Annotated in this window: 22 protein-coding genes and 1 tRNA gene; 10 read left to right on the forward strand and 13 right to left on the reverse strand. The window is 33.1% G+C overall.

Going from position 1 to position 20,037, the window contains the following annotated elements; all coding sequences use genetic code 11:
- The first annotated feature begins 100 nt into the window (after positions 1–100).
- The 9 genes from M0M44_RS09310 to M0M44_RS09350 all read left to right on the forward strand — a co-directional run bounded on the left by M0M44_RS09310 (position 101) and on the right by M0M44_RS09350 (position 9,390).
- Positions 101–421, forward strand: coding sequence for a four helix bundle protein (locus M0M44_RS09310; protein ID WP_248729500.1), 321 nt, complete (start codon positions 101–103; stop codon positions 419–421).
- Positions 422–481: 60 nt separating this feature from the next.
- On the forward strand, positions 482–1,792 hold the full coding sequence (locus M0M44_RS09315; RefSeq protein WP_248729501.1) for an FtsW/RodA/SpoVE family cell cycle protein: 1,311 nt from the start codon (positions 482–484) through the stop codon (positions 1,790–1,792).
- Positions 1,793–1,837: 45 nt separating this feature from the next.
- The gene (gene murG, locus M0M44_RS09320; protein WP_248729502.1) at positions 1,838–2,926 is read left to right on the forward strand and encodes an undecaprenyldiphospho-muramoylpentapeptide beta-N-acetylglucosaminyltransferase; all 1,089 of its coding nucleotides are present in this window, start codon (positions 1,838–1,840) and stop codon (positions 2,924–2,926) included.
- A 108-nt stretch (positions 2,927–3,034) separates the two neighbouring features.
- Positions 3,035–4,384: a UDP-N-acetylmuramate--L-alanine ligase gene (gene murC / locus M0M44_RS09325; protein WP_248729503.1), complete on the forward strand. Its 1,350-nt coding sequence runs from the start codon at positions 3,035–3,037 to the stop codon at positions 4,382–4,384.
- Positions 4,371–5,093: a cell division protein FtsQ/DivIB gene (locus tag M0M44_RS09330; RefSeq protein ID WP_248729504.1), complete on the forward strand. Its 723-nt coding sequence runs from the start codon at positions 4,371–4,373 to the stop codon at positions 5,091–5,093. The genes murC and M0M44_RS09330 overlap by 14 nt, the downstream gene beginning before the upstream one ends.
- Before the next feature lie 6 nt (positions 5,094–5,099).
- Positions 5,100–6,506 (forward strand): cell division protein FtsA, encoded by a 1,407-nt coding sequence (gene ftsA, locus M0M44_RS09335; RefSeq protein ID WP_248729505.1) that lies wholly within the window; start codon positions 5,100–5,102, stop codon positions 6,504–6,506.
- A 79-nt stretch (positions 6,507–6,585) separates the two neighbouring features.
- Positions 6,586–8,580 carry a cell division protein FtsZ gene (gene ftsZ / locus M0M44_RS09340; RefSeq protein WP_248729506.1) on the forward strand — a complete coding sequence of 665 codons (1,995 nt, stop codon included), beginning with the start codon at positions 6,586–6,588 and terminating at the stop codon, positions 8,578–8,580.
- 204 nt (positions 8,581–8,784) lie between these two features.
- Positions 8,785–9,234 (forward strand): GatB/YqeY domain-containing protein, encoded by a 450-nt coding sequence (locus M0M44_RS09345; RefSeq protein ID WP_198854339.1) that lies wholly within the window; start codon positions 8,785–8,787, stop codon positions 9,232–9,234.
- An 82-nt stretch (positions 9,235–9,316) separates the two neighbouring features.
- Positions 9,317–9,390, forward strand: a tRNA-Arg gene (locus M0M44_RS09350).
- Positions 9,391–9,627: 237 nt separating this feature from the next.
- Here the strand turns inward: M0M44_RS09350 and M0M44_RS09355 are convergent.
- From M0M44_RS09355 to M0M44_RS09405, 11 genes are all read right to left on the reverse strand, one after another.
- The gene (locus M0M44_RS09355) at positions 9,628–10,521 is read right to left on the reverse strand and encodes a hypothetical protein (RefSeq protein WP_248729507.1); all 894 of its coding nucleotides are present in this window, start codon (positions 10,519–10,521) and stop codon (positions 9,628–9,630) included.
- A 160-nt stretch (positions 10,522–10,681) separates the two neighbouring features.
- Entirely contained in the window at positions 10,682–11,113 is a 432-nt protein-coding gene (locus tag M0M44_RS09360; RefSeq protein WP_248729508.1) for an SMI1/KNR4 family protein, read from the reverse strand.
- 120 nt (positions 11,114–11,233) lie between these two features.
- On the reverse strand, positions 11,234–11,785 hold the full coding sequence (locus M0M44_RS09365; RefSeq protein WP_248729509.1) for a GNAT family N-acetyltransferase: 552 nt from the start codon (positions 11,783–11,785) through the stop codon (positions 11,234–11,236).
- Between the two features lie 201 nt (positions 11,786–11,986).
- On the reverse strand, positions 11,987–12,166 hold the full coding sequence (locus M0M44_RS09370) for a hypothetical protein (protein WP_248729510.1): 180 nt from the start codon (positions 12,164–12,166) through the stop codon (positions 11,987–11,989).
- A gap of 34 nt (positions 12,167–12,200) precedes the next feature.
- Positions 12,201–12,971: a hypothetical protein gene (locus M0M44_RS09375; protein ID WP_248729511.1), complete on the reverse strand. Its 771-nt coding sequence runs from the start codon at positions 12,969–12,971 to the stop codon at positions 12,201–12,203.
- Between the two features lie 12 nt (positions 12,972–12,983).
- Positions 12,984–13,844: a hypothetical protein gene (locus M0M44_RS09380; protein WP_248729512.1), complete on the reverse strand. Its 861-nt coding sequence runs from the start codon at positions 13,842–13,844 to the stop codon at positions 12,984–12,986.
- Between the two features lie 106 nt (positions 13,845–13,950).
- Positions 13,951–14,454, reverse strand: a complete 504-nt coding sequence (locus M0M44_RS09385) for a hypothetical protein (RefSeq protein ID WP_248729513.1) — start codon at positions 14,452–14,454, stop codon at positions 13,951–13,953.
- 379 nt (positions 14,455–14,833) lie between these two features.
- Positions 14,834–15,298: an Mpo1 family 2-hydroxy fatty acid dioxygenase gene (locus tag M0M44_RS09390; protein ID WP_248729514.1), complete on the reverse strand. Its 465-nt coding sequence runs from the start codon at positions 15,296–15,298 to the stop codon at positions 14,834–14,836.
- Between the two features lie 45 nt (positions 15,299–15,343).
- Complete coding sequence (locus M0M44_RS09395) at positions 15,344–15,859, reverse strand: DUF2199 domain-containing protein (RefSeq protein ID WP_248729515.1); 516 nt, start codon at positions 15,857–15,859, stop codon at positions 15,344–15,346.
- Between the two features lie 3 nt (positions 15,860–15,862).
- Positions 15,863–17,110: a TMEM143 family protein gene (locus M0M44_RS09400; RefSeq protein WP_248729516.1), complete on the reverse strand. Its 1,248-nt coding sequence runs from the start codon at positions 17,108–17,110 to the stop codon at positions 15,863–15,865.
- A 321-nt stretch (positions 17,111–17,431) separates the two neighbouring features.
- Positions 17,432–17,896 carry a hypothetical protein gene (locus M0M44_RS09405; protein ID WP_248729517.1) on the reverse strand — a complete coding sequence of 155 codons (465 nt, stop codon included), beginning with the start codon at positions 17,894–17,896 and terminating at the stop codon, positions 17,432–17,434.
- Between the two features lie 324 nt (positions 17,897–18,220).
- Here M0M44_RS09405 and M0M44_RS09410 point away from each other — a divergent pair, with 324 nt between their 5' ends.
- Positions 18,221–18,640: a DoxX family protein gene (locus tag M0M44_RS09410; protein ID WP_248729518.1), complete on the forward strand. Its 420-nt coding sequence runs from the start codon at positions 18,221–18,223 to the stop codon at positions 18,638–18,640.
- Between the two features lie 42 nt (positions 18,641–18,682).
- On the opposite strand, the gene M0M44_RS09415 is transcribed toward M0M44_RS09410, so the two are convergent.
- The gene (locus M0M44_RS09415) at positions 18,683–19,396 is read right to left on the reverse strand and encodes a LytR/AlgR family response regulator transcription factor (protein WP_248729519.1); all 714 of its coding nucleotides are present in this window, start codon (positions 19,394–19,396) and stop codon (positions 18,683–18,685) included.
- Positions 19,372–19,977, reverse strand: coding sequence for a sensor histidine kinase (locus M0M44_RS09420; RefSeq protein ID WP_248729520.1), 606 nt, complete (start codon positions 19,975–19,977; stop codon positions 19,372–19,374). The genes M0M44_RS09415 and M0M44_RS09420 overlap by 25 nt, the downstream gene beginning before the upstream one ends.
- Positions 19,978–20,037 lie beyond the last annotated feature (60 nt).

The following is a 20,037-nucleotide window of genomic DNA, read 5'->3' on the forward strand; positions in this document are numbered from 1 at the left end:
TTGTTCTAAAGTTTGAGATTTTAGATTTATAAATATTTAAGTTCTTTTTGATTGTATGACGACTGATGAAATGAAATTGAGAACAAAAAAGTTCTCATTAATGATAATTGAACTGGCAGAAAAAATGCCTAATACAAATGTAATTAGATCAATTACTAATCAAATAGTAAGAAGCGGAACATCAGTTGGCGCTAATTATCGAGCTGTATGCAGGGCAAGAAGTGATAGGGAATTTGTGGCTAAAATGAATATTGTTTTAGAAGAGGCAGATGAAACTCTGTTCTGGTTAGAAATCATAAAAGAAAAAATGTGGATTGCTAAATCTGAACTAGAAATAATTTGGAAAGAAGGAAATGAGCTGACAGCCATTTTTGTCAGCAGTTTAAAAACAGTAAATAATAGAATTAATAATAAAAATTGATAGGAAAGGTTTAGGGAGAAAAAATCTAAAATCTAAAATCAGAAATCTAAAATTGCACTCATGAAAGAGCTGGTAAACAAACTAAAAGGAGATAGGGTAATTTGGTCATTTGTGGCCTTATTGGCGTTGTTTTCGTTTATGCCTGTTTTTAGTGCAAGTAGTAATTTGGCTTATATTGGGCATGGTACAGGAAATACATTAGGATATTTAGTAAAACATCTGGCGCATATTTGTATCGGATTTTTAATTATTTACTGGGTGCATAGAGTTCCGTATCATTATTTTAGAGCAATTTCGAAGATTGCACTTCCAGTGGTTTGGATTTTACTGCTTTATACGCTTTTAAAAGGAACTGTTATCGCTGGTGCAAATGCTAGCCGTTGGATTCAGGTTCCTTTTATCGGAATTACGTTTCAGACATCAACATTGGCATCTATTGTTTTGTTTATTTATGTAGCGCGCTATTTGTCAAAGACTAAAGAAGAAAATGAGCCTTTTCAAACATCATTGATTCAACTTTGGGTTCCAGTATTTATCACATTAGTATTAATTCTTCCAGCAAACTTTTCGACTACGGCGTTAATTTTTGCAATGGTTTTGATGCTGACATTTATTGGTAAATATCCATTAAAATATATTGCTTTTATTATTGGTTCAGGAGTTGCGATGTTGGCATTTTTCCTTTTAGTGGCAAAAGCTTTTCCTGATTCAAGATTCTTTAGCAGGGTTTCAACTTGGGAAAGTCGAATTACAAATTTTACAACAGACAAACCAGACGAAGATGACTATCAGATTGAGAAAGCAAAAATTGCAATTGCATCTGGAAAATTAGGAGGATTAGGTCCAGGAAAAAGTGTTCAGAAGAACTTTTTGCCGCAATCTTCTTCCGATTTTATTTATGCTATCATCGTTGAAGAATACGGTTTAGTTGGAGGGGTTTCAATTGTTATTTTGTATTTGTTGCTATTGTTTCGATTTGTAATTGCTTCTCACAAAGCACCTACAATATTTGGGAAATTAGTTGTCGTCGGTGTTGGGTTTCCCATGATATTTCAAGCAATGATCAATATGGCGGTTGCGGTAGAATTATTGCCAGTTACAGGGCAGACACTTCCATTGATAAGTAGTGGGGGAAGTTCGATCTGGATGACTTGTCTTGGACTTGGAATTATAATTAGTGTAACGAGAAAAGAAGAAGAAATTGCAGAGGATAAACTTGAGAGAGAAAAACGTAAAGAAGCCTTACAGCGATTAATAGATAAAGAAATGGCGGAAGAGGATTTGCCTGCAGACGAAATATATGAAGAAGAGGCAATGTATTCGATAGAAGACAATTCTAGAAATCCGATGAATGCGGTTTTAAACAAATAAGATTAGAATATAAAAATTTTTAAAAAAGTTGTAATTTTTAGAAAGATGACAAAGTATAAATTCATACTTAGCGGAGGAGGAACAGGAGGGCATATCTATCCTGCGATTGCAATTGCAAATGAATTAAAATTACAATTTCCTGATGCAGAATTTCTTTTTGTAGGCGCCAAAGATAAAATGGAAATGCAAAAAGTGCCTCAGGCAGGTTACGAAATAAAAGGTCTTTGGATTGCTGGTTTGCAGCGAAAATTGACCTTACAAAATTTGATGTTTCCGCTTAAACTGGCAAGCAGTTTATTAGAATCGAAAAGAATAATTAAAAAGTTCAAGCCTAATGTTGTAATTGGTACAGGTGGTTTTGCCAGCGGACCTTTATTGCAAGCGGCAGGTTCAACAGGAATTCCAACAGTGGTTCAGGAGCAGAATTCTTATCCAGGAATTACAAACAAATTGTTGAGCAAGAAAGCAAATTCAATTTGTGTGGCTTATGAAAATTTAGAGCGTTTTTTTCCAAAAGAAAAAATTGTTTTAACAGGAAATCCAGTTCGTCAGGATTTGATTGATATTGAAAGCAAACGTGACGAAGCAATTGCTTTTTATGATTTAGATCCGAATAAGAAAACATTATTGGTTTTAGGAGGGAGTTTAGGAGCAAGACGAATCAATCAGTTAATTGAGAAAGAATTGCAAAATTTCCTTTCGCAAAATGTTCAGGTAATCTGGCAATGCGGAAAACTGTATTTTGAAGATTATAAAAAATACAATCAGCCGAATGTAAAAGTGGTTGATTTTATTGAAAGAATGGATTTTGTTTACGCAGCATCAGATGTCATAATTTCACGTGCAGGTGCTTCATCAGTGTCAGAATTGTGCATTGTTGGAAAGCCAGTGATTTTTATTCCGTCACCTAATGTAGCTGAGGATCACCAAACTAAAAACGCACAAGCCATTGTTGATGCTAAAGGCGCCATTTTGTTGAAAGAATCTGAGCTTGACAGTCAGTTTAGCATTGTTTTTGAAGCGCTGCTGAAAGATTCTGGAAAACAGAAACAATTAAGTGATAACATTGAAAAACTAGCAAAACCAAGAGCTACACAAGATATTGTAGCAGAGATTGTAAAGTTAATTCGATAAGCTGTAAGCTTTAAGCTTTATAACTGTTGTCTAAAGCAAAAAAGAATCAAATAATAAAGGGCAAAGTTAGAAAAGACCTAAAGCTTAAAGCAAAAAAAGAAAATAAAAATGAATTTAAATCAAATACAAAACGTTTATTTTATTGGTATCGGAGGAATCGGAATGAGTGCTCTGGCTCGTTATTTCAAGTTTATTGGGAAACAAGTTTCAGGTTACGACAAAACTCCTTCTATGCTAACTAATGAATTGATTGAGAGTGGTATTGATATTCATTTTGAAGACAATATTAATTTAATTCCGAGTGATTATTATGTAGAGAATACATTGGTAATTTATACGCCAGCGGTTCCAAAAACACATTCAGAATGGAATTATTTTATTGAAAGAAATTATGTGGTTAAAAAAAGAGCTGAAGTTCTTGGAATTATAAGTAAAGACACTTTTTGTTTTGCAGTGGCAGGAACCCATGGAAAAACAACAACATCTAGTATTCTGGGGCATATTTTGTTTCAAAGCGGTGCCGATGTAACGGCTTTTATTGGTGGAATTGTAGAGAATTATAATTCAAACTTGATAGGAAGCGGAAAAACTGTAACGGTTGTAGAAGCAGATGAATTTGACAGATCGTTTTTGCATTTACGTCCAGACATTGCTTGTGTAACTTCTATGGATGCGGATCACTTGGATATTTATGGAACTAGTGATGCAATTCAAGCTTCATTTAGAGAATTTGCTTCTAAAGTAGAAGATAAAAATAATCTCTTTATAACCAAAGAATTGCTTTTAGATGGTGTTCAATGCGCTATAAATGAGGATGCTGTATATAAGGCTTTTAATGTTCGTATTGAAGATGGGGCTTATGTTTTTGATGTGCAGACGCCATCAGAAATTATGAAGGACTTACGATTCGGACTGCCTGGAAAACACAATTTAATGAATGGATTGATGGCTATTGCGATGGCTAAAACTTATGGCACCCCGACCGATTCTATTGCAAAAGCCATTGCTTCATTCAACGGAATTAGAAGACGTTTTTCATATCAAATTAAGAGCGAAAATTTAGTATATATTGATGATTATGCGCATCATCCAACAGAAATAAATGCTGTTCATCAGGCAGTTAGAGAGTTGTATCCAGGACGTAAAGTTTTGGCAATTTTCCAGCCGCATTTGTTTAGCAGAACAAGAGACTTTATTGACGAATTTGCGGCAAGTTTATCGCAGTTTGATGAAGTGTTTTTGATGGATATTTACCCTGCTAGAGAGCTTCCGATGGAAGGAGTGACTTCTGAGTGGCTTTTAGGTAAAATGACAAATTCGAACAAAAAGATTGTTGCAAAACAAGATTTATTAGGTGAAATTAAAGCCAGTGATGCACCTATTATTGTAACAATTGGAGCTGGTGATCTGGGAGAGATGGTTCCGTCAATTAAAAAGGTTTTAAATGAAAATATTTAATTGGGCAAATATTAGATTAGTACTTATTTTCGGACTGGTTTTGTTTCTGTATTCTTTCGCTAAGCACCGAAATGGCGATCGAAAATTGAAAAAATCTGTGGTCGTTTTTGTAGGAGAAAATACGCTTTTTGTGAAGCCAGAGACGGTTAATAAATTGTTGATAGAAAATAGAAGAGACGCTTCCAGTATTAGAAAAGATGAACTAGATTTGAATAAGATAGAGAAAACCCTCGATACGCAAGAGATGATTGAGAAGTCAAATGTTTTTGTAAGTATTGATGGAGTTCTAAAAGCAGTAGTAAAACAGAAGACGCCCATAGCAAGAGTTTATGACGGCGCTGCTTCTTTTTATATTGACTATGAGGGAAATAAAATGCCCTTATCGGACAATTTCACTGCGCGAGTTCCTCTTGTTTCAGGGGCAATAAATGAAAAAAATAACGAAGATTTAGCAGCCTTATTTCGCACAATTTATGACGATGCGTTTTTGAAAAAAAACATCATTGCTGTAGAGATTATGCCGAATGGAAGCTTAAAAATGTTTAATCGTAACTATGATTACTTCATAGATTTTGGCAGAACGATGAATGTTGATAAGAAATTTAGAAACTATAAAGCCTTTTTTCAAAAAGCAGTTTTAGATAGTTCGTTATACAAATACAAAAAAATTGACCTTAGGTTTACGGAACAAGTAGTTTGCACTAAATAATAGAAAATGGAAAAAGATAATATTGCAGTAGGTCTAGATATTGGAACAACCAAAATCGTTGCCATGATTGGCAAAAAAAATGAATATGGTAAGTTGGAGATTTTGGGCATTGGCAAATCCAAAAGTTTGGGTGTTGCCAGAGGAGTAGTAAACAACATTACGCAGACGATTCAATCGATACAGCAAGCGATAGTCGAAGCAGAAAATAATTCAGGATACAAAATTAAAGATGTGGTTGTGGGTATTGCCGGACAACACATCAGAAGTATTCAGCATACGGATTACATCAGTAGAAATAATCCAGAAGAAGTAATTGGCGAAAAAGATATTCAGCTTCTAATCGATCAGGTAAACAAACTGGCGATGTTACCAGGAGAGGAAATTATTCACGTTTTGCCTCAAGAGTTCAAAATTGACGGACAGTCTGAAATTAAAGAGCCAATCGGAATGTATGGCGGAAGATTAGAATCTAGTTTTCACGTTGTAGTTGGACAGGCATCTTCAATCAGAAATGTGGGAAGATGTATTCAGAGTTCAGGAATAGAGTTGTCTGGATTGACACTAGAACCATTAGCTTCGGCAGATGCTGTTTTGAGTCAGGAAGAAAAAGAAGCTGGTGTTGCACTTATCGATATTGGTGGTGGAACAACAGATTTAGCCATTTTTAAAGACGGTATCATTCGTCATACGGCTGTAATTCCTTTTGGAGGAAATGTAATTACAGATGATATTAAAGAAGGCTGTTCAATTATCGAAAAACAAGCTGAACTTTTAAAAATAAAATTTGGATCTGCTTGGCCAGGCGAAAATAAAGATAACGAGATCGTTTCTATTCCAGGTTTAAGAGGAAGAGAGCCTAAAGAAATTTCGCTTAAAAACTTATCTAAAATTATCCACGCAAGAGTTGTGGAAATTGTAGAACAAGTTTTTGCAGAAATTAAAGCGTATGGACACGAAGATCCTCGTAAAAAATTAATCGCTGGAATTGTTTTAACAGGTGGCGGTGCACAATTAAAGCACATTAAACAGCTGGTAGAATATATTACAGGAATGGATACAAGAATTGGTTATCCGAACGAGCATTTGGCAGGAAACTCTGGAGAAGAAATCTCTAGCCCGTTATATGCAACTGCAGTAGGATTGGTAATGAACAGTATCGAAAACAGTTCGCAAAGCGCTGTTAGAATGGAAATGGTGCAAGAGCAACCAAAAATTGTTTATAGAACTGCTCCACCAGTACAGCGATACGAAGTTGAAGAAAACTACGTTGAAAGAGTAGAAACTATTGATGAGCCTGAAGAAGTTGTAAGTCAGAAGGCACCTAAAAATGAATCTACTGAAACCAAAATAAGAAGATCATTTTTTGATCGATATGTCGACAAAATCAAAGAATTTTTAGACAACGCAGAATAATAAAAAGAGAAGGATTATTTCTTGCCCCAAGTCAAGAAGTAAAAAATGTACTTAATAAGAATTTCAAAAAACCAAAAAGATGATGAGCAACTCAGAATTTGGAAGTATTTCATTTGATTTACCAAAAAATCAATCAAATGTAATCAAAGTAATAGGTGTAGGTGGAGGCGGAAGTAACGCAATTAACCACATGTTCAAACAAGGTATTAAAGGCGTAGATTTTATCGTTTGTAATACCGATTCGCAAGCGCTTCAAAATAGTTCAGTACCCAATAAAATTCAGTTAGGAGTTAATTTAACTGAAGGATTAGGAGCTGGAGCAAATCCAGACGTTGGACAGCAGTCGGCAATTGAAAGTATTTCGGATATTGAAAAAATGTTGGACCGTGGTACTAAGATGGTGTTCATTACTGCCGGTATGGGTGGTGGAACAGGAACTGGTGCGGCTCCAGTAATTGCGCAATTAGCAAAAGAAAGAGAAATATTGACAGTTGGTATCGTGACCATTCCGTTTCAGTTTGAAGGGAAAGTACGTCAGGAGCAAGCTATTATTGGAATTGAGAAATTGCGCAAGCAAGTCGATTCTTTAATTGTAATCAACAATAATAAATTAAGAGAAGTATACGGAAATCTAGGTTTTAAAGCTGGATTCTCGAAGGCGGATGAAGTTTTGGCAACAGCCTCTAGAGGTATTGCTGAAGTAATTACGCACCACTATACTCAGAATATCGATTTACGTGACGCGAAAACTGTTTTGGCTAACAGTGGGACTGCTATAATGGGGTCTTCTGTAGCGGAAGGCGAAAACAGAGCTAAAGATGCTATCGTTTCGGCTTTGGATTCTCCATTGTTGAATGATAATAAAATTACAGGTGCCAAAAACGTATTGTTGCTTATCGTTTCTGGAACTAATGAGATTACTCTGGACGAAATTGGAGAAATCAACGATCACATCCAAGCTGAAGCGGGTTACAATGCAAACATTATCATGGGAGTTGGTGAAGACGAAAGTCTTGGCGAAGCTATTGCAGTAACTATTATCGCAACAGGTTTTGATGTAGAACAGCAAAATGAAATTGTAAATACAGAACCAAAGAAAATCATTCATACGTTAGAAGATGAGCAAAGAAGTGTTCATAATCTAACAAATAAACCGCTTGCATCTTTTGATTTAACTGTGGATACACCAACAGCAAAAGTGGAAGATAAAGTAGTGTTTGATTTAATTGATGACGACGAAACTTTTACTCCAACTCCAGTTCAAGCTGTTGCTCCAGCTATCAATCAGGAAGAGTTAGTGGTTATGTCTGAGTTTATCAAAAATCTGGATGTAACTTTCGAAATTGTTTCGCCAATTACAGATATCGATTTTACAATCTCTGCTCCTGAAACACCAGCAGCAAGAGAAGTGCAACAGCCGCAAGTACAGCAGCCGCCAGTGCAACAGCAAAGAGTTTTTGAAAGAGAAGAGCAAACTACTTTTTCTTTTGATCTTCCTTTGTTTAAGCAAGAACCTATAAAAAGAGAACCAGTTGTTGAAGATAACAGAGTTTTATTTGAATTGACAAATGAAACTCGTGATATTAAAGTAAACGATCCAGTACAATTTGTTCCTGTAACTGAAGTTTCTGATAACGGAATAATTAAGTATTCTCTAGAAGAATATATGGAAGTTGAAAACGATTTATTAGCTTCTAAACCAGTTGAAAAAGTAGTTGAAGATACAATTCCAGAGGAATTAAACATTACGTTGAAACCGAGACCAGATTTTGCTAGCCAACCTGATTTCGCTACAACTTCTGAAGTTTCTCCTTTAGAATTAACTATTGAAGAAACATTACATTTAAGAGCTGAAGAAAGAAGAAAGAAACTAAAAGAGTTTAACTATAAATTTCATAACAATGTTTCTAGAATTGATGAGTTGGAAAAAGAGCCAGCTTATAAAAGATTAGGAATAGATTTATCGAATTCACAGTCTAACAATACAAATTCTAGAATTTCTGTTGGAACAGATAGTAACAACGATTTGCAATTACGTTCAAACAATTCATTTTTGCACGATAACGTAGATTAATTTTACAATCATAATATTTGGTAACCCGAAAATTGGATTTAATTTTCGGGTTATTTTTTTTATCTTCGCACAGAATTTCAAAATTTGACTCCTTAAATAGGTTTTTAAAGTGAATCTTATTGTTACTTTGAATAGAGTCGAGAAAAAATTCCAAATTAATATATCAATTAATAGGCTTTGGCTTATTTAAAATAAAACATAAACATGAGTTTACAAACACAAATAATGGACGAGATCAAAACGGCCATGAAAGCAAAAGATACAGTAGCTTTAGAGGCTTTAAGAGCTGTTAAATCAGAATTGTTATTGGCTTCAACAGCTTCTGGATCTAAAGAAGATTTATCTGAAGATGAAGAGATTAAATTACTTCAGAGATTGGTTAAAACTCGTAAAGAAAGCGCAAGAATCTTTACAGAGCAAAACCGTCCAGATTTAGCTGAACCAGAATTGGCTCAAGTTGCGGTAATCGAGAAGTTTTTACCAGCTCAGTTAAGCGAAGAAGAAGTAGAAGCTGTAATAGCAAAAATTATTGCAGAAACAGGTGCTTCTGGAATCGCTTCAATGGGTAAAGTAATGGGATTAGCATCTGCTCAATTAGGAGGAACTGCTGAAGGAAAAACCATTTCTACAATTGTAAAGAAACTATTATCATAAATAATAATTTTAGATTTTAGAATGTAGATTTTAGATTCCAATCAGTAATCTAAAATCTATAATCTGAAATCATAAATAAACTGACCTCGTAGTTCAACTGGATAGAATATCAGATTTCGGCTCTGAGGGTTGGGGGTTCGAACCCCTCCGGGGTCACTATAAAAAATGAAAGCCTGTAAAGTATTATTTTACAGGCTTTTTTATGGTTCGAAAATTTTCATTATTTTCTTCTATATCTTGAAAGGGTCTATATTTAAAGGAGTTATTGGTTCGAACTCCATTATGGATTTATTTTTACATTAATTATACAGATAATATAATTTTTAAATTCGCCTCCAGCTTATTTCAAATTCAAAATCATGACTAACGTATAGTAGTTGTTTTGGTGTGTAGTTATGTAGTTCTTTCTTTTAATATTTTGTCAAAATCTGTTCCCACTTTATCAATCAGCCCCGAAAAATGGCAAAAATAAAGTTCGCCGTTTTTATCATTTTCTTTTATGGCAATTATACCATCGTCAAATTCCGCTAAATGAAAATAATCTCCATCATCTAATCCCGTTCTCTGTATTTCAGAGATTCCTGAAATTCGAAATTCCTGAAATTCCAAGCCCTCGGTTTGCTCAATGATTTGTATGTAACCATGTGGAAGGAATGATTCAATTTTCCGTTTAAATATCTCAATTTGCTGTGGAATTAACGGATTATATGCAGTTTTAATTGGTTTCACTTTTGCAATCTCTCCAATCACGCCATCAAAATTTGGAATCGTCTTGAATTCTGTTTTTTTTATACTAATTACAACTTTCTCATTTGGATCATTGTTGATCTTTTTACTAATTACTTCAATATTGTCTGTTTTTTGAATTCGCTTGGGATTGGGGCTTATTTTCCATCCCCAAATCCTACCGTCATAACTATCAAATTCAATGCTGTATTTTTCTTTGTTTACTTTAAATCTAATCGTTGCAATTTTACAATCGTCTTGTCTTGAGTATTTTAGGTCAGGCGACATTTTTTTATCTCCATATAGTTCTATTGACATACTCTTCTCCCAGTACTGCCTCCATTTACGCTTATTTTCGAAGTATTCAATTTGCTTCTTGATTTTTCCAGCTAAATCAGCATCAAACATAGATGTAAAAAGATCCAAAAGTTTTTTTTCGAGTTTCGTATAACCTTTTTTATTGAATTTTGGTCTGCGGATTTGAATTAAAATAAATGCTAGCCCAAAATACAAAATTATTAATCCTGTAATTATACTTAATAATATTATGAGTATTTCCATTGTTTAGTGTTTCGGTTCTTTTCTATGCACCACAACGCCTTGGTATTAAAGGGGGGCAAAATGAAGCCCATTCTTGAAATTTTGGTTTTAAATCTTTTCGAGCACCAAATTAAATTTAATAGAGCATAATCTCTCATCTATCGATGTATCATTTCAGTTTTTAGAGACTGCTTTCAGTTTCTTCTTGCAAATTATTTATAAAATCTTCAAAGCTATTAGCGACTAATTCAAAAGCATCTTTTTTTGTTTTCCACTCTATTTCCATTTGGTATAATAATATTTTATCAATTGATTCATCATCAAATGATATACAAAAAACCCAGCCTCCATTATCTATTGCAAAAGGTAGTTTTTTTCCCAAACCTTGTTCTTTGAATTCTTTTACAAAATCGTACATCATCTTATAAGTTATAAATTGTGAAATTTCAAACAACTTTCCATCACTATTTATATACTTATTTTCCTTTACTGACAAATCTGCATATTCTGAAATAAAATCTTTAATATTATCAGGAATTTTTATACCGACTTCATTTTCAATTCTACGGAATTGATGCGGTAAAAAGCGATCATTTAGAGTTAACTTCCTCATAGTTTTTTTTGCTTGTACTTTTTCATTTAATGGATTATTTCCACGGCAGTTTTTTTAGATCAATGATGCAGCTAATATCATTCTTAAATTCGTTTTATTAGCTACGAATTGGCTGCAATTCTAGTTGTTAATTTGATTATTTCTTAAAGTATAAGTTACCAAGTTTTTTATATTCTGATGGGTGTTATTATATTTTTTCTTCTCCAATTCAAAGTTCAATTTTTTTAATATTGATACAGAATTAATATTGTCAGAAGACGGAAAAGCAGTTATTATTTTTGCTTTGATTTTTTCAAATGTATATTCTACAATTTTTTTGATTGCTTCGGTCATTATGCCTTTACTTTGAAATTCACTCAACATTTCATATCCTATTTCTACAATTTCATTTTCTACATCAAAATTCCATAAACAAATTGAACCCATTAGATTATTATTTCCTTTTTCCGTTATAACCCAATAAATGCATTCATTTTTCGCTATTAAATTTTGCATTTTAATTATGTATTCTTCTGCTTTTTTTAAGCTCGAGGAATTCTCTCTTCCAACAAAAGCATTTACAATTGCATCAGAATGTAATTTATGGATTAAGACAACATCAGTGTTTTCAATATTTCTTAATGTTAATCTTTCGGTTATTAGTGTCGGAAAATCTTTAAAATCCAATTCCATTCTGTAATTTTTTTGATTAAAATTTTATGTGAAATTTTAGCTTTTGCTTGCCGTTAACGGGAATATGCTACTGATAACATAAGACAGCTCAGCCCCAAATTGGATGGATATGTTTTATAGATTTCAGGGTTTGCTTTTTATCAAATATAAAATTAATTACTTCAATTTGATTTGTCTATGTTTCAGTTTTGGCTCGTTGGATTATTTTTTAGAATTTTTAATGATGTAATAAACCGAAAACGCAAAAACTACAAAATATATAACTGCCAATGCGGGATTTTCAAATTTTAGACTTTTAAAATCAAATTGTTTGTATAAAGTTACGCCTAAAATGATCGCAATAATCCAAAAAACAAATGTGATAGGTTTTTTATTTTCCATGGTTTTAAGTTTTTAAAGTTAATTTTAATGCCAATTAGTTGCCATCGTATATGATAACACTTTGAAGTCCTAGTTTTTCTAAATCTACTTCGATATTTATATTTTGATTTTCTGCCAGTTTTAAGATTGATTCTCGCATATTCGTTCCAGAAACAACTCCAAAATCATTTTCAATGGCAATTTCTATAAATTTCAAAAAATCATTGAAATATTCTTTGGAATTAGTTGGAACTAAATTAGAACGGTCTAGCCACAATAATTTTAAGTCTTCGTTTGTAATCCAGTTCATGATTCCCGAACCGTAAGAGTGGGTAAATCCGCATGGTGAATTGTCTATTTGCGAAATAATTGCTTCTGCTACAGATTTTGGTTTTGCACCAACATTTCCAGAAAAAATTCTACGTCCTAAAATGAGATGCGGATTAAATGCAGCACATTCCGAAAACATTATTAACGTTAGTACCGTCGCAAGATCATCAGCTGCGGTTCCATTTTGTTTGTAGAATTCGTCTGTATCTTTTAGCATCTTCTGCATGAATGTTTGATATTCTTCGTCTGGTTTTTTCTTCCGGGTTTCTATCTCATAGAGAAGTTTATGAGTTTTAAAATCTTCGTCAAAAAATTGACAATATTCCAAGACAGAAGTGATTCTTTTATCATTGTCAGAATTATGAAACAAAAGATAGTTGCCTAATTTTGAATCAAAGTATTTTTTAAGCAAATTTCCTTTGCCTGTAAGATCAGGAACTACTTTTTCATAAAAGTGTTTGTCACTAAAAAAATGTAAGGTATTCCAATCTCCCATTATAATTTTTTTTTACAATTTACTCTGTTCCGCACGTAAAATATCAAAAATACTCTCACTCTTAAAGTTCTCTAGAAACAAATTGATTAGAGGAACAGTTGGGCTTTTTGGATATTTTTTTAAGAAACGATTAAACTCCTGAATGTTTTCTGGATAAATATATTTTTCATCTGAAGACCTTTCGGCTGTTGGCGTATTGTCTTGGCCCACCAGATAATCCATTTGATAATTTTTGTATTCCTCTTTTACAGAAGCAATTAATTTTGAATTAGGGTATTTGGTCATAAAATTTTCCCACGAAATGATTCGATCGCCCAAATCTTTAAAAGAGATTACTAGTCCTGCATCTGCAGAATATAGCGACTTGTTTTCTTCGCTTTTTAAGTACAAATAATCTTTGTAATCATCTGTGACATAGTTTTTGAAAATCTTATAATAGAAATCATTTAGAGGCTCAATTTCAACATATCCTTCTCCTATTTCCCAATATTGCACTTGATGTTTTGAAAGCTTTTCACCTAAAAGTTTAACCGCTTTTTTATCGGCTTCATCATCATTATAAAACTTATCTAATACTCCAGATTCTTTTGCGGCTATCTGTTGCAATAAAGTACTGTTTTCTTCAAAATATTTTTCATACAATGCATTGGCAGCTTCTTTATTGGATAATGATTTTAATTGGAGAACCAGTTCGTTTTTGTTTTTAGAAAATTGTTCTAATAAGTTAGAATCTGATTGTTTTATTTTTGCAGCATCTTCAACTTTAATACTGTCTTTTTTTATTTCTGTTTTTCCAGAAACGCTTTCATTAGCTGTTTGTTTGCAAGAAGAAAGTAAAATTACAGAAGTAATAGCGATAATGAATTTTCTCATTTTATGGCTGAATTTTTTTTGTAATGTTTTTTAATAAAAAAGGACAAAAAGATAAAACTCTTCTTTGCCCTTTAATTTTTTTAGAAATGAATTAGATTGAAGAAAATTACAAAGACTTAAACTCGCCCGAGCCCTTAAAATCTTTAAATTCTGAGTATACTTCTAAACCAAGAAGTATCCATTTTCTAGTTCCTCCAACCTCATATTGAAAGGTGTTTTTCTTTTCTGTTTTATTTATAATAATGTATTGTGTCGACCATGATGTACCACAAACAAATCCAATTCTTCGAATCATTGCTGAACTAGCATTTTCGCCATTAGAAATAACGTATAATTCGATATTTGAAAAGAAATCCCCTTCAAGAATAATATTTGAAAAATAGTTGTTGTGATTTAAAGACTGTGTTTTGGTTTCCCTATTTTCAAATTCAAATTTTTTATCTTTTTCTTCGTTGCTTGGTCTTGTGATAAAAGATAAAGCAAAAAAAGAAAAAAGAATCGCAGCTGAAAGGCTAATTTTTTTGCGAATTTCTGAAGCCGTTTTTATGCAAAAAATGGCAAGCCCTAAAAATAGTACAATGTTTATTATCGCCCAGATTAACTGTATCATGAATTTAGTTTTGGTATATCAAATGTACATTTTATTTTAAAAATAAGAGAATACTTATTTTAATTGTTCATCAATAATTGCTGCGATGTCGGTATTTGAATAGTCGTAAGCCAGAATAGTTCCGTTTTTGTCAATAACAATTCGCGTTGGGATGCCGTTTACTTTGTAATTGGCAACTACTTCTGTTTTTGAATCAAAAACAACGTTAAAGTCAAATTTTTTATCCGCTATATAAGAAGATACTTTTTTAAATATATCTTCTTCTTTGCCATTTTTCCAAATGTAGCATACAAAACATTTGCTTTAACATTGTCTTCTATAACAAGACCTTGAGGAGGTTCGTAAATATAGGTGTTGGGTTTGCCTACATTGAATAGTTTTATTTCTTAGAAAATAAATTCTCTACAACCCAAGCTGGGCCAATCAATAAAAACTGAAGATCTTTAAGGAATGAAGGTTTTTTTCCTTCGATATTATGCCCATAAAATTGTCCAATCCAGGCCAAAGCAAAAACACTAAGCGAGAAGATCCATAGCGGAACAAATTGCGAGATATAATAATTGACAATTAGGCAAAGCAGAGAAAAAATGGCAATTTTAGCAGCCATTGCAATGGATAATCGGATGTAAAAAACGAGAACAAAAAGCAAAACGAGAAATGCCCAATTTTCAACAATAGGCATGTTTAATTGTAATGCATTGGATATTATCGTACTCGGAATACTCATAAGTAAACCAACAATCGAAAAGTAAATAGCAGGGACACAAATATAATGTATCGCTTTGTTTTTTGGGTTCTGATGACTTACGGCATATTCTGCAAACCATTGATCTAATGTTCTCATTTTTGTGGTTTTAAGGTTAGATGCGTAAATCTAATGAAATTTCTTTTAGGTTTTACTGTGCTGTATTTTCATTATTTCATCGACAATAGCAATGGCTTTTTCTAATGTAATTCCGTTTTCTTGATCTATCGTCAAAGGATGATTTTCTTCGATCATTTTTATTTCTGGAATTAGTCCTAAACCTTGTTCAATTGCAATCGATTTTAAAGATAAAGTTTTGCCATAGGTAGGCACGTTGGTCTGCATCCAGCCAAAATAAGGTTCTTGATTTACTCGGTTTGGATCTTCCCATAAATCCATTCGTAAACAAAAATTATCTTCACTTATTGTAGTCCATACATTAAAAACCAAATCTTCATGATAATCTATAATCGGAATAGTTAATCTGCCACGATGAAAAAAATGTTCTTCATCAATGTAATACCAGCTTCCTCCGTATTCAATTCTTTGTTCTCTTTCTTCGGGCGGAATGTTAAAATAATAAGCAGGAAATTCATTTCCAAAACACAAAGGCATTTCATCAAAAACCTCTCCGCAGCAAGAACATTTGTAGGTATACATTTTTTAATTTTTTAAAGAATCAACTTTTTGGTTATACTGAAAAACATTATCCCATAATTCGTCAATGGCAACAAGTGCTTCATGGAGCCGAATGACATTCCATTTTCCGTTAGTTTCTATTCCTAAACCAATGCTTTTTAATTTTAATAAAGCATCGTTTACATCAAAATCCAAATCGGTATTTAGTTTGGTTTTAAACCAAGATTCTATTTGATTGTCTAGCTCTTCGGCGGTTAAAGATTTTTCACTTTCGTGCAAAAAAGTATAAGCGAGAATCGTTTCTTTTAAAGCTTCTTCTTCAGAAGAGTTTAATAAAGAATAGAAAGCCCCGCTGTTGTTTCCGACATTCTTAAAATACAAGCTGTCTGAAAGTGTTTTAGAATATCGGATTTTTTTGTTTATAAAATTGTTGTATTGACGGAAACAGTATGCTCCTAAAATTCCAAGCGCAATTAAACCTTGATTTAAAGAAGTTTTACTGTTTAAGAGATCGATTGTTTCGCCTGTTTGATAAGCTTCGTACATATTAATTAGAGCAGGAATCACTTTGGCACTTAATAGAGAAAGCCCACCAAAAACACCCGGAACCCAAAGCAATAGTTTATCCTTCAAAGACATTTTCGGAATGGCATTTGGAAAAACCGTTTCGAGATCATTCTTAGGAACACGTTTAAAGATCTTTAATGCAATAGAACCTGGATCGATTGGCATTTTGCCCAATTTGACTTTCTTTTCTTTAAGGTAATCTGCATCGCTGTAATTTAGGTAAATAAGAACACGATCGTAATATTCAATCTCAACTTCTTTAGTCCAGAAAAAATATTTTTTGACTTTTTCTTTTGCTTTATGATGCCCGCGCGCGTAGAGTTCAAAATCTTTAAAAGCATTAAAATCAATAGCAAGATTCAGACCCACCAAATCAGATTCGTTAAAGGCTTCGTCTAATGCTGCCTGATTGATTCTGTAGTAATTGCCACGCTCTAAAACTTTAAGAAGTGTTTCTTTAAAAACAGGAAAACTGCTTTTATTGATAAATTGCTCCCGTTCTTTTTCACTTAAATCTGGATCATAAAGTGCATAATGCTGTTTTAGATTTCGATTAAGATTAAAAGATTCGTAATGATAATAATGTTCGATGATTTCGAACAATTTCTTAAAATCGCTAGCCTTTTCTGGATTTTCGGCAAAAGCTGAAATTTGCTGTTCCAGTAAGAATTCTTTATTGAATGGAATATAATGTTCTCTAGTCATTTGGACTTTAATTTCGTGGCATTTACAGAACGCAAAAGTACTGCTTTTTTTTTAGGCGCAAAGAGGCAAAGAGACAGAGAACCTACCGTTCCTCAGGATGGCAAACAAAAAAAAGTGAAATTTCCAATCGGTACCAGCGATTTGAAATCCCACTTTCTGTTCCAAAAAAAAAGTGACAAAAAATTAAGAAGCTTTCTCCAAAGCTTTTTAGAAACTAAAAATTATTTACTACAAAATTACCACTAAATAAAATGGTGGCTATAGGTGTTTTTACCTGTTTTTGTAAACGGTTGTAGATTTTGAGTAGCTGAGCCGCAAATGTTATTCTATTACCGTTTTCTTTAGTTCGATTACGCCTTGAATGTATTTTATTAATTCTTCTTTGGTTACAGCAAAAGGAGCTTTTTCTGCCTCGAATTTTAAATACAAATTGGCAATGCTTTCGGCATCAAGATTTTCAGTAAGGTGATGATGTTCTGAATATTGTATAAGATGATCTACAAAAAGTTCACGTAGTTTTCCTTTTTCGACAGTTTCAGGATCGCCTTCTTTTATTTTTTCGATTACAGATTCTGGTAAATCGATTGTGAGATACATACAATCGACAGAAACTTTTGAAAGCATTTCTTTTGGGACTCTTCCTGTTGCATCGCAATAGGCGCATGGTGCAGGAACCCATTTCAATTGTCGGTTTAAACGGCGGATATCATCCCAATCAACAAATCTTTTTCCAAGGCATCTTGGACATTTTACAGTAGATCTTTTAAAAAGATTAAAAATGGACATTGGTTCTTAAATAGCTTAAGGGGTTGGTTTGCGGCGAATTTAAAGAATTAAGTAGGAAAAGTTGCTTTAATCTATACTTTTTTTAAGAAAAGAATTAACAAAATTGCAAATTTGTATATTTTGAGAGACGATTAGAAGTAGAAAAAAAATAGTTTCGGTAACAATATTAGGCGATGACAAAAACGAAAGAAATCATTTTTTGTTTTCAATTAAAATAAGATGATATGGTTATTAAACAAAAACGACATTAAAAATATAGAAAAAATCTCACTTTATTTCTTGTAAATTTGATAGAAAGTTCATTAAAGAAAATAATAATTACATATGGAACATATAAAAACTTCAAAGCTTCAAAATTTTATTCGAATATTTTTGGGATTGTTTATGATAACAGCTGCTATCGGACATTTTACTTTTCAGAGAACAGATTTTCAGGCACAGGTTCCCAATTGGGTTCCTCTGGACAAAGATTTAGTAGTTATACTTTCTGGAATTGTCGAAATTTCTTTAGGTTTGGCAATGGTATTTTTAACCCAATACAAAGTGAAAGTTGGAATAACGCTGGCTATATTTTACGTTTTAGTTTTCTCAGGAAATATAGCGCAATACCTAAACGGAACTTCTGCCTTTGGACTCGACACAGATCAGGCGCGTTTAATACGATTGTTTTTTCAACCCGTTTTAATTTTTCTGGCTTTATGGTCAACTGGGGCGATTGCTGCGTTGTTTAGAAATAAGAAATAACTGGGAGCTTTTCAAAAATTATTTATTATCCAAATTGACCAATTATCTCATTGGCAAATTGTTTAGCAGAATCTGATACTTTCTTCCCACAGGAATAATATCGCCATTAGACATCGTAAGATTTTTGGTCGTAACAGCAGAAATTTTAGTGGTATTTACAATATAAGATCTGTGAACTTGTACAAAATGCGCACAATCAATTTCGGCGCTTATACTCGCAAGCGAACCGTAAATAACAATAGGAGATTTTAATTTGCAGTTGTAGAGTTTCATGTAATTGCCTAGACTTTCGATGTATAAAATATCAGAAAGAGGCGTTTCAATTATTTGTCCGTTGGAGCGGTAAGAAAGCACTTTTTCGTCGGTGCTGTTTTCTTTTTTAAGGTTATTTCCAGAATGATACGTTTTGGCTTTTTCTATTGCCTTTGAGAATTTATCAAACGAAATGGGTTTCATTAAATAATCGATAGCATCGTTTTGGTAGGCCGAAAGTGCAAAATCAGAATAAGCGGTTGTGACAATCGTGAGCGGGCGATTGGGTTGCAGCTCCATTAATTCTACACCCGAAATTACAGGCATATTAATGTCGAGAAAAATAATATCGTATTGGTTTTCGTTGAGCAGTTTTATGGCTTCCATACCGTTAAAAGCGCTTCCAGAATGTTCCAGTTCGTCAAATTTTGAAATGTGCGAAATCAGGGCCTTGTGTGCCGGCGATTCGTCATCAATTATCAGACAGCGGTAGGTAAGTGCCATATGGTCAATTTTACGGTAAATATATTTTTATCTTTTTTACAGCTCAAATTGTGTTTTAAGCCATAAACTTCCAAACGTCTTTTTAGATTTTCAATTCCGATTCCTGTGCTCGAAAGTCGCGAACCCGAATCGAGATAATTGTTTTTTAATGTAAAAATAACGCCTCGGCATTGTACTTTCAAATCTAGATTGATAAACGGCTCTATTGTTTCGGCAGAAAACTTGACAGCATTTTCAACCAAAGGCAGAAAAAACAAAGGCGGAATCTCAATTTGACCATGCAGACCTTCAATGTTTTGTGTTACAGCGAGCCTTTCGTTTCTAAAGGTATAATATTCGATATATTTTTTAATAAAGGCGATTTCTTCTTCCATAGAAACAAAATCTTTTTTAGAAGCTTCAATTTGGTAGCGCAGCATGTCTGAAAGATTTAGGATTCGATCAGGAACTTTGTCTGGTTCTGCAAGGGCTTCTCCATAAAGATTATTCATTGCATTCAGTAAAAAATGCGGATTCAGCTGCTGTTTTAAAAAAGAAAGCTCAGACTTAAAATTCATAATGTCTTTATCAGCCTGACTCATTTTTTTGCTAATAACAATATGCAGGAAATAAAAAAAGCAGCCGTTTATGACCAGTGATAC

Origin of the sequence: Flavobacterium humidisoli (assembly GCF_023272795.1) — a bacterium.
GTDB classification, from domain to species: domain Bacteria; phylum Bacteroidota; class Bacteroidia; order Flavobacteriales; family Flavobacteriaceae; genus Flavobacterium; species Flavobacterium humidisoli.

Coding starts and splice junctions, on each gene's coding strand:
- M0M44_RS09365 (WP_248729509.1), bottom strand. CDS start 11,785: ATGGAATTGGATTTTAAAGATTTTCCGACACTAATAACCGAAAGATTA.
- M0M44_RS09405 (WP_248729517.1), bottom strand. CDS start 17,896: ATGTCCATTTTTAATCTTTTTAAAAGATCTACTGTAAAATGTCCAAGA.
- M0M44_RS09375 (WP_248729511.1), bottom strand. CDS start 12,971: ATGGGAGATTGGAATACCTTACATTTTTTTAGTGACAAACACTTTTAT.
- M0M44_RS09410 (WP_248729518.1), top strand. CDS start 18,221: ATGGAACATATAAAAACTTCAAAGCTTCAAAATTTTATTCGAATATTT.
- M0M44_RS09420 (WP_248729520.1), bottom strand. CDS start 19,977: ATGAGTCAGGCTGATAAAGACATTATGAATTTTAAGTCTGAGCTTTCT.
- M0M44_RS09315 (WP_248729501.1), top strand. CDS start 482: ATGAAAGAGCTGGTAAACAAACTAAAAGGAGATAGGGTAATTTGGTCA.
- murC (WP_248729503.1), top strand. CDS start 3,035: ATGAATTTAAATCAAATACAAAACGTTTATTTTATTGGTATCGGAGGA.
- ftsA (WP_248729505.1), top strand. CDS start 5,100: ATGGAAAAAGATAATATTGCAGTAGGTCTAGATATTGGAACAACCAAA.
- M0M44_RS09390 (WP_248729514.1), bottom strand. CDS start 15,298: ATGAGAACATTAGATCAATGGTTTGCAGAATATGCCGTAAGTCATCAG.
- M0M44_RS09400 (WP_248729516.1), bottom strand. CDS start 17,110: ATGACTAGAGAACATTATATTCCATTCAATAAAGAATTCTTACTGGAA.
- M0M44_RS09415 (WP_248729519.1), bottom strand. CDS start 19,396: ATGGCACTTACCTACCGCTGTCTGATAATTGATGACGAATCGCCGGCA.
- murG (WP_248729502.1), top strand. CDS start 1,838: ATGACAAAGTATAAATTCATACTTAGCGGAGGAGGAACAGGAGGGCAT.
- M0M44_RS09355 (WP_248729507.1), bottom strand. CDS start 10,521: ATGGAAATACTCATAATATTATTAAGTATAATTACAGGATTAATAATT.
- M0M44_RS09385 (WP_248729513.1), bottom strand. CDS start 14,454: ATGATACAGTTAATCTGGGCGATAATAAACATTGTACTATTTTTAGGG.
- ftsZ (WP_248729506.1), top strand. CDS start 6,586: ATGATGAGCAACTCAGAATTTGGAAGTATTTCATTTGATTTACCAAAA.
- M0M44_RS09345 (WP_198854339.1), top strand. CDS start 8,785: ATGAGTTTACAAACACAAATAATGGACGAGATCAAAACGGCCATGAAA.
- M0M44_RS09370 (WP_248729510.1), bottom strand. CDS start 12,166: ATGGAAAATAAAAAACCTATCACATTTGTTTTTTGGATTATTGCGATC.
- M0M44_RS09360 (WP_248729508.1), bottom strand. CDS start 11,113: ATGAGGAAGTTAACTCTAAATGATCGCTTTTTACCGCATCAATTCCGT.
- M0M44_RS09395 (WP_248729515.1), bottom strand. CDS start 15,859: ATGTATACCTACAAATGTTCTTGCTGCGGAGAGGTTTTTGATGAAATG.
- M0M44_RS09380 (WP_248729512.1), bottom strand. CDS start 13,844: ATGAGAAAATTCATTATCGCTATTACTTCTGTAATTTTACTTTCTTCT.
- M0M44_RS09330 (WP_248729504.1), top strand. CDS start 4,371: ATGAAAATATTTAATTGGGCAAATATTAGATTAGTACTTATTTTCGGA.
- M0M44_RS09310 (WP_248729500.1), top strand. CDS start 101: ATGATAATTGAACTGGCAGAAAAAATGCCTAATACAAATGTAATTAGA.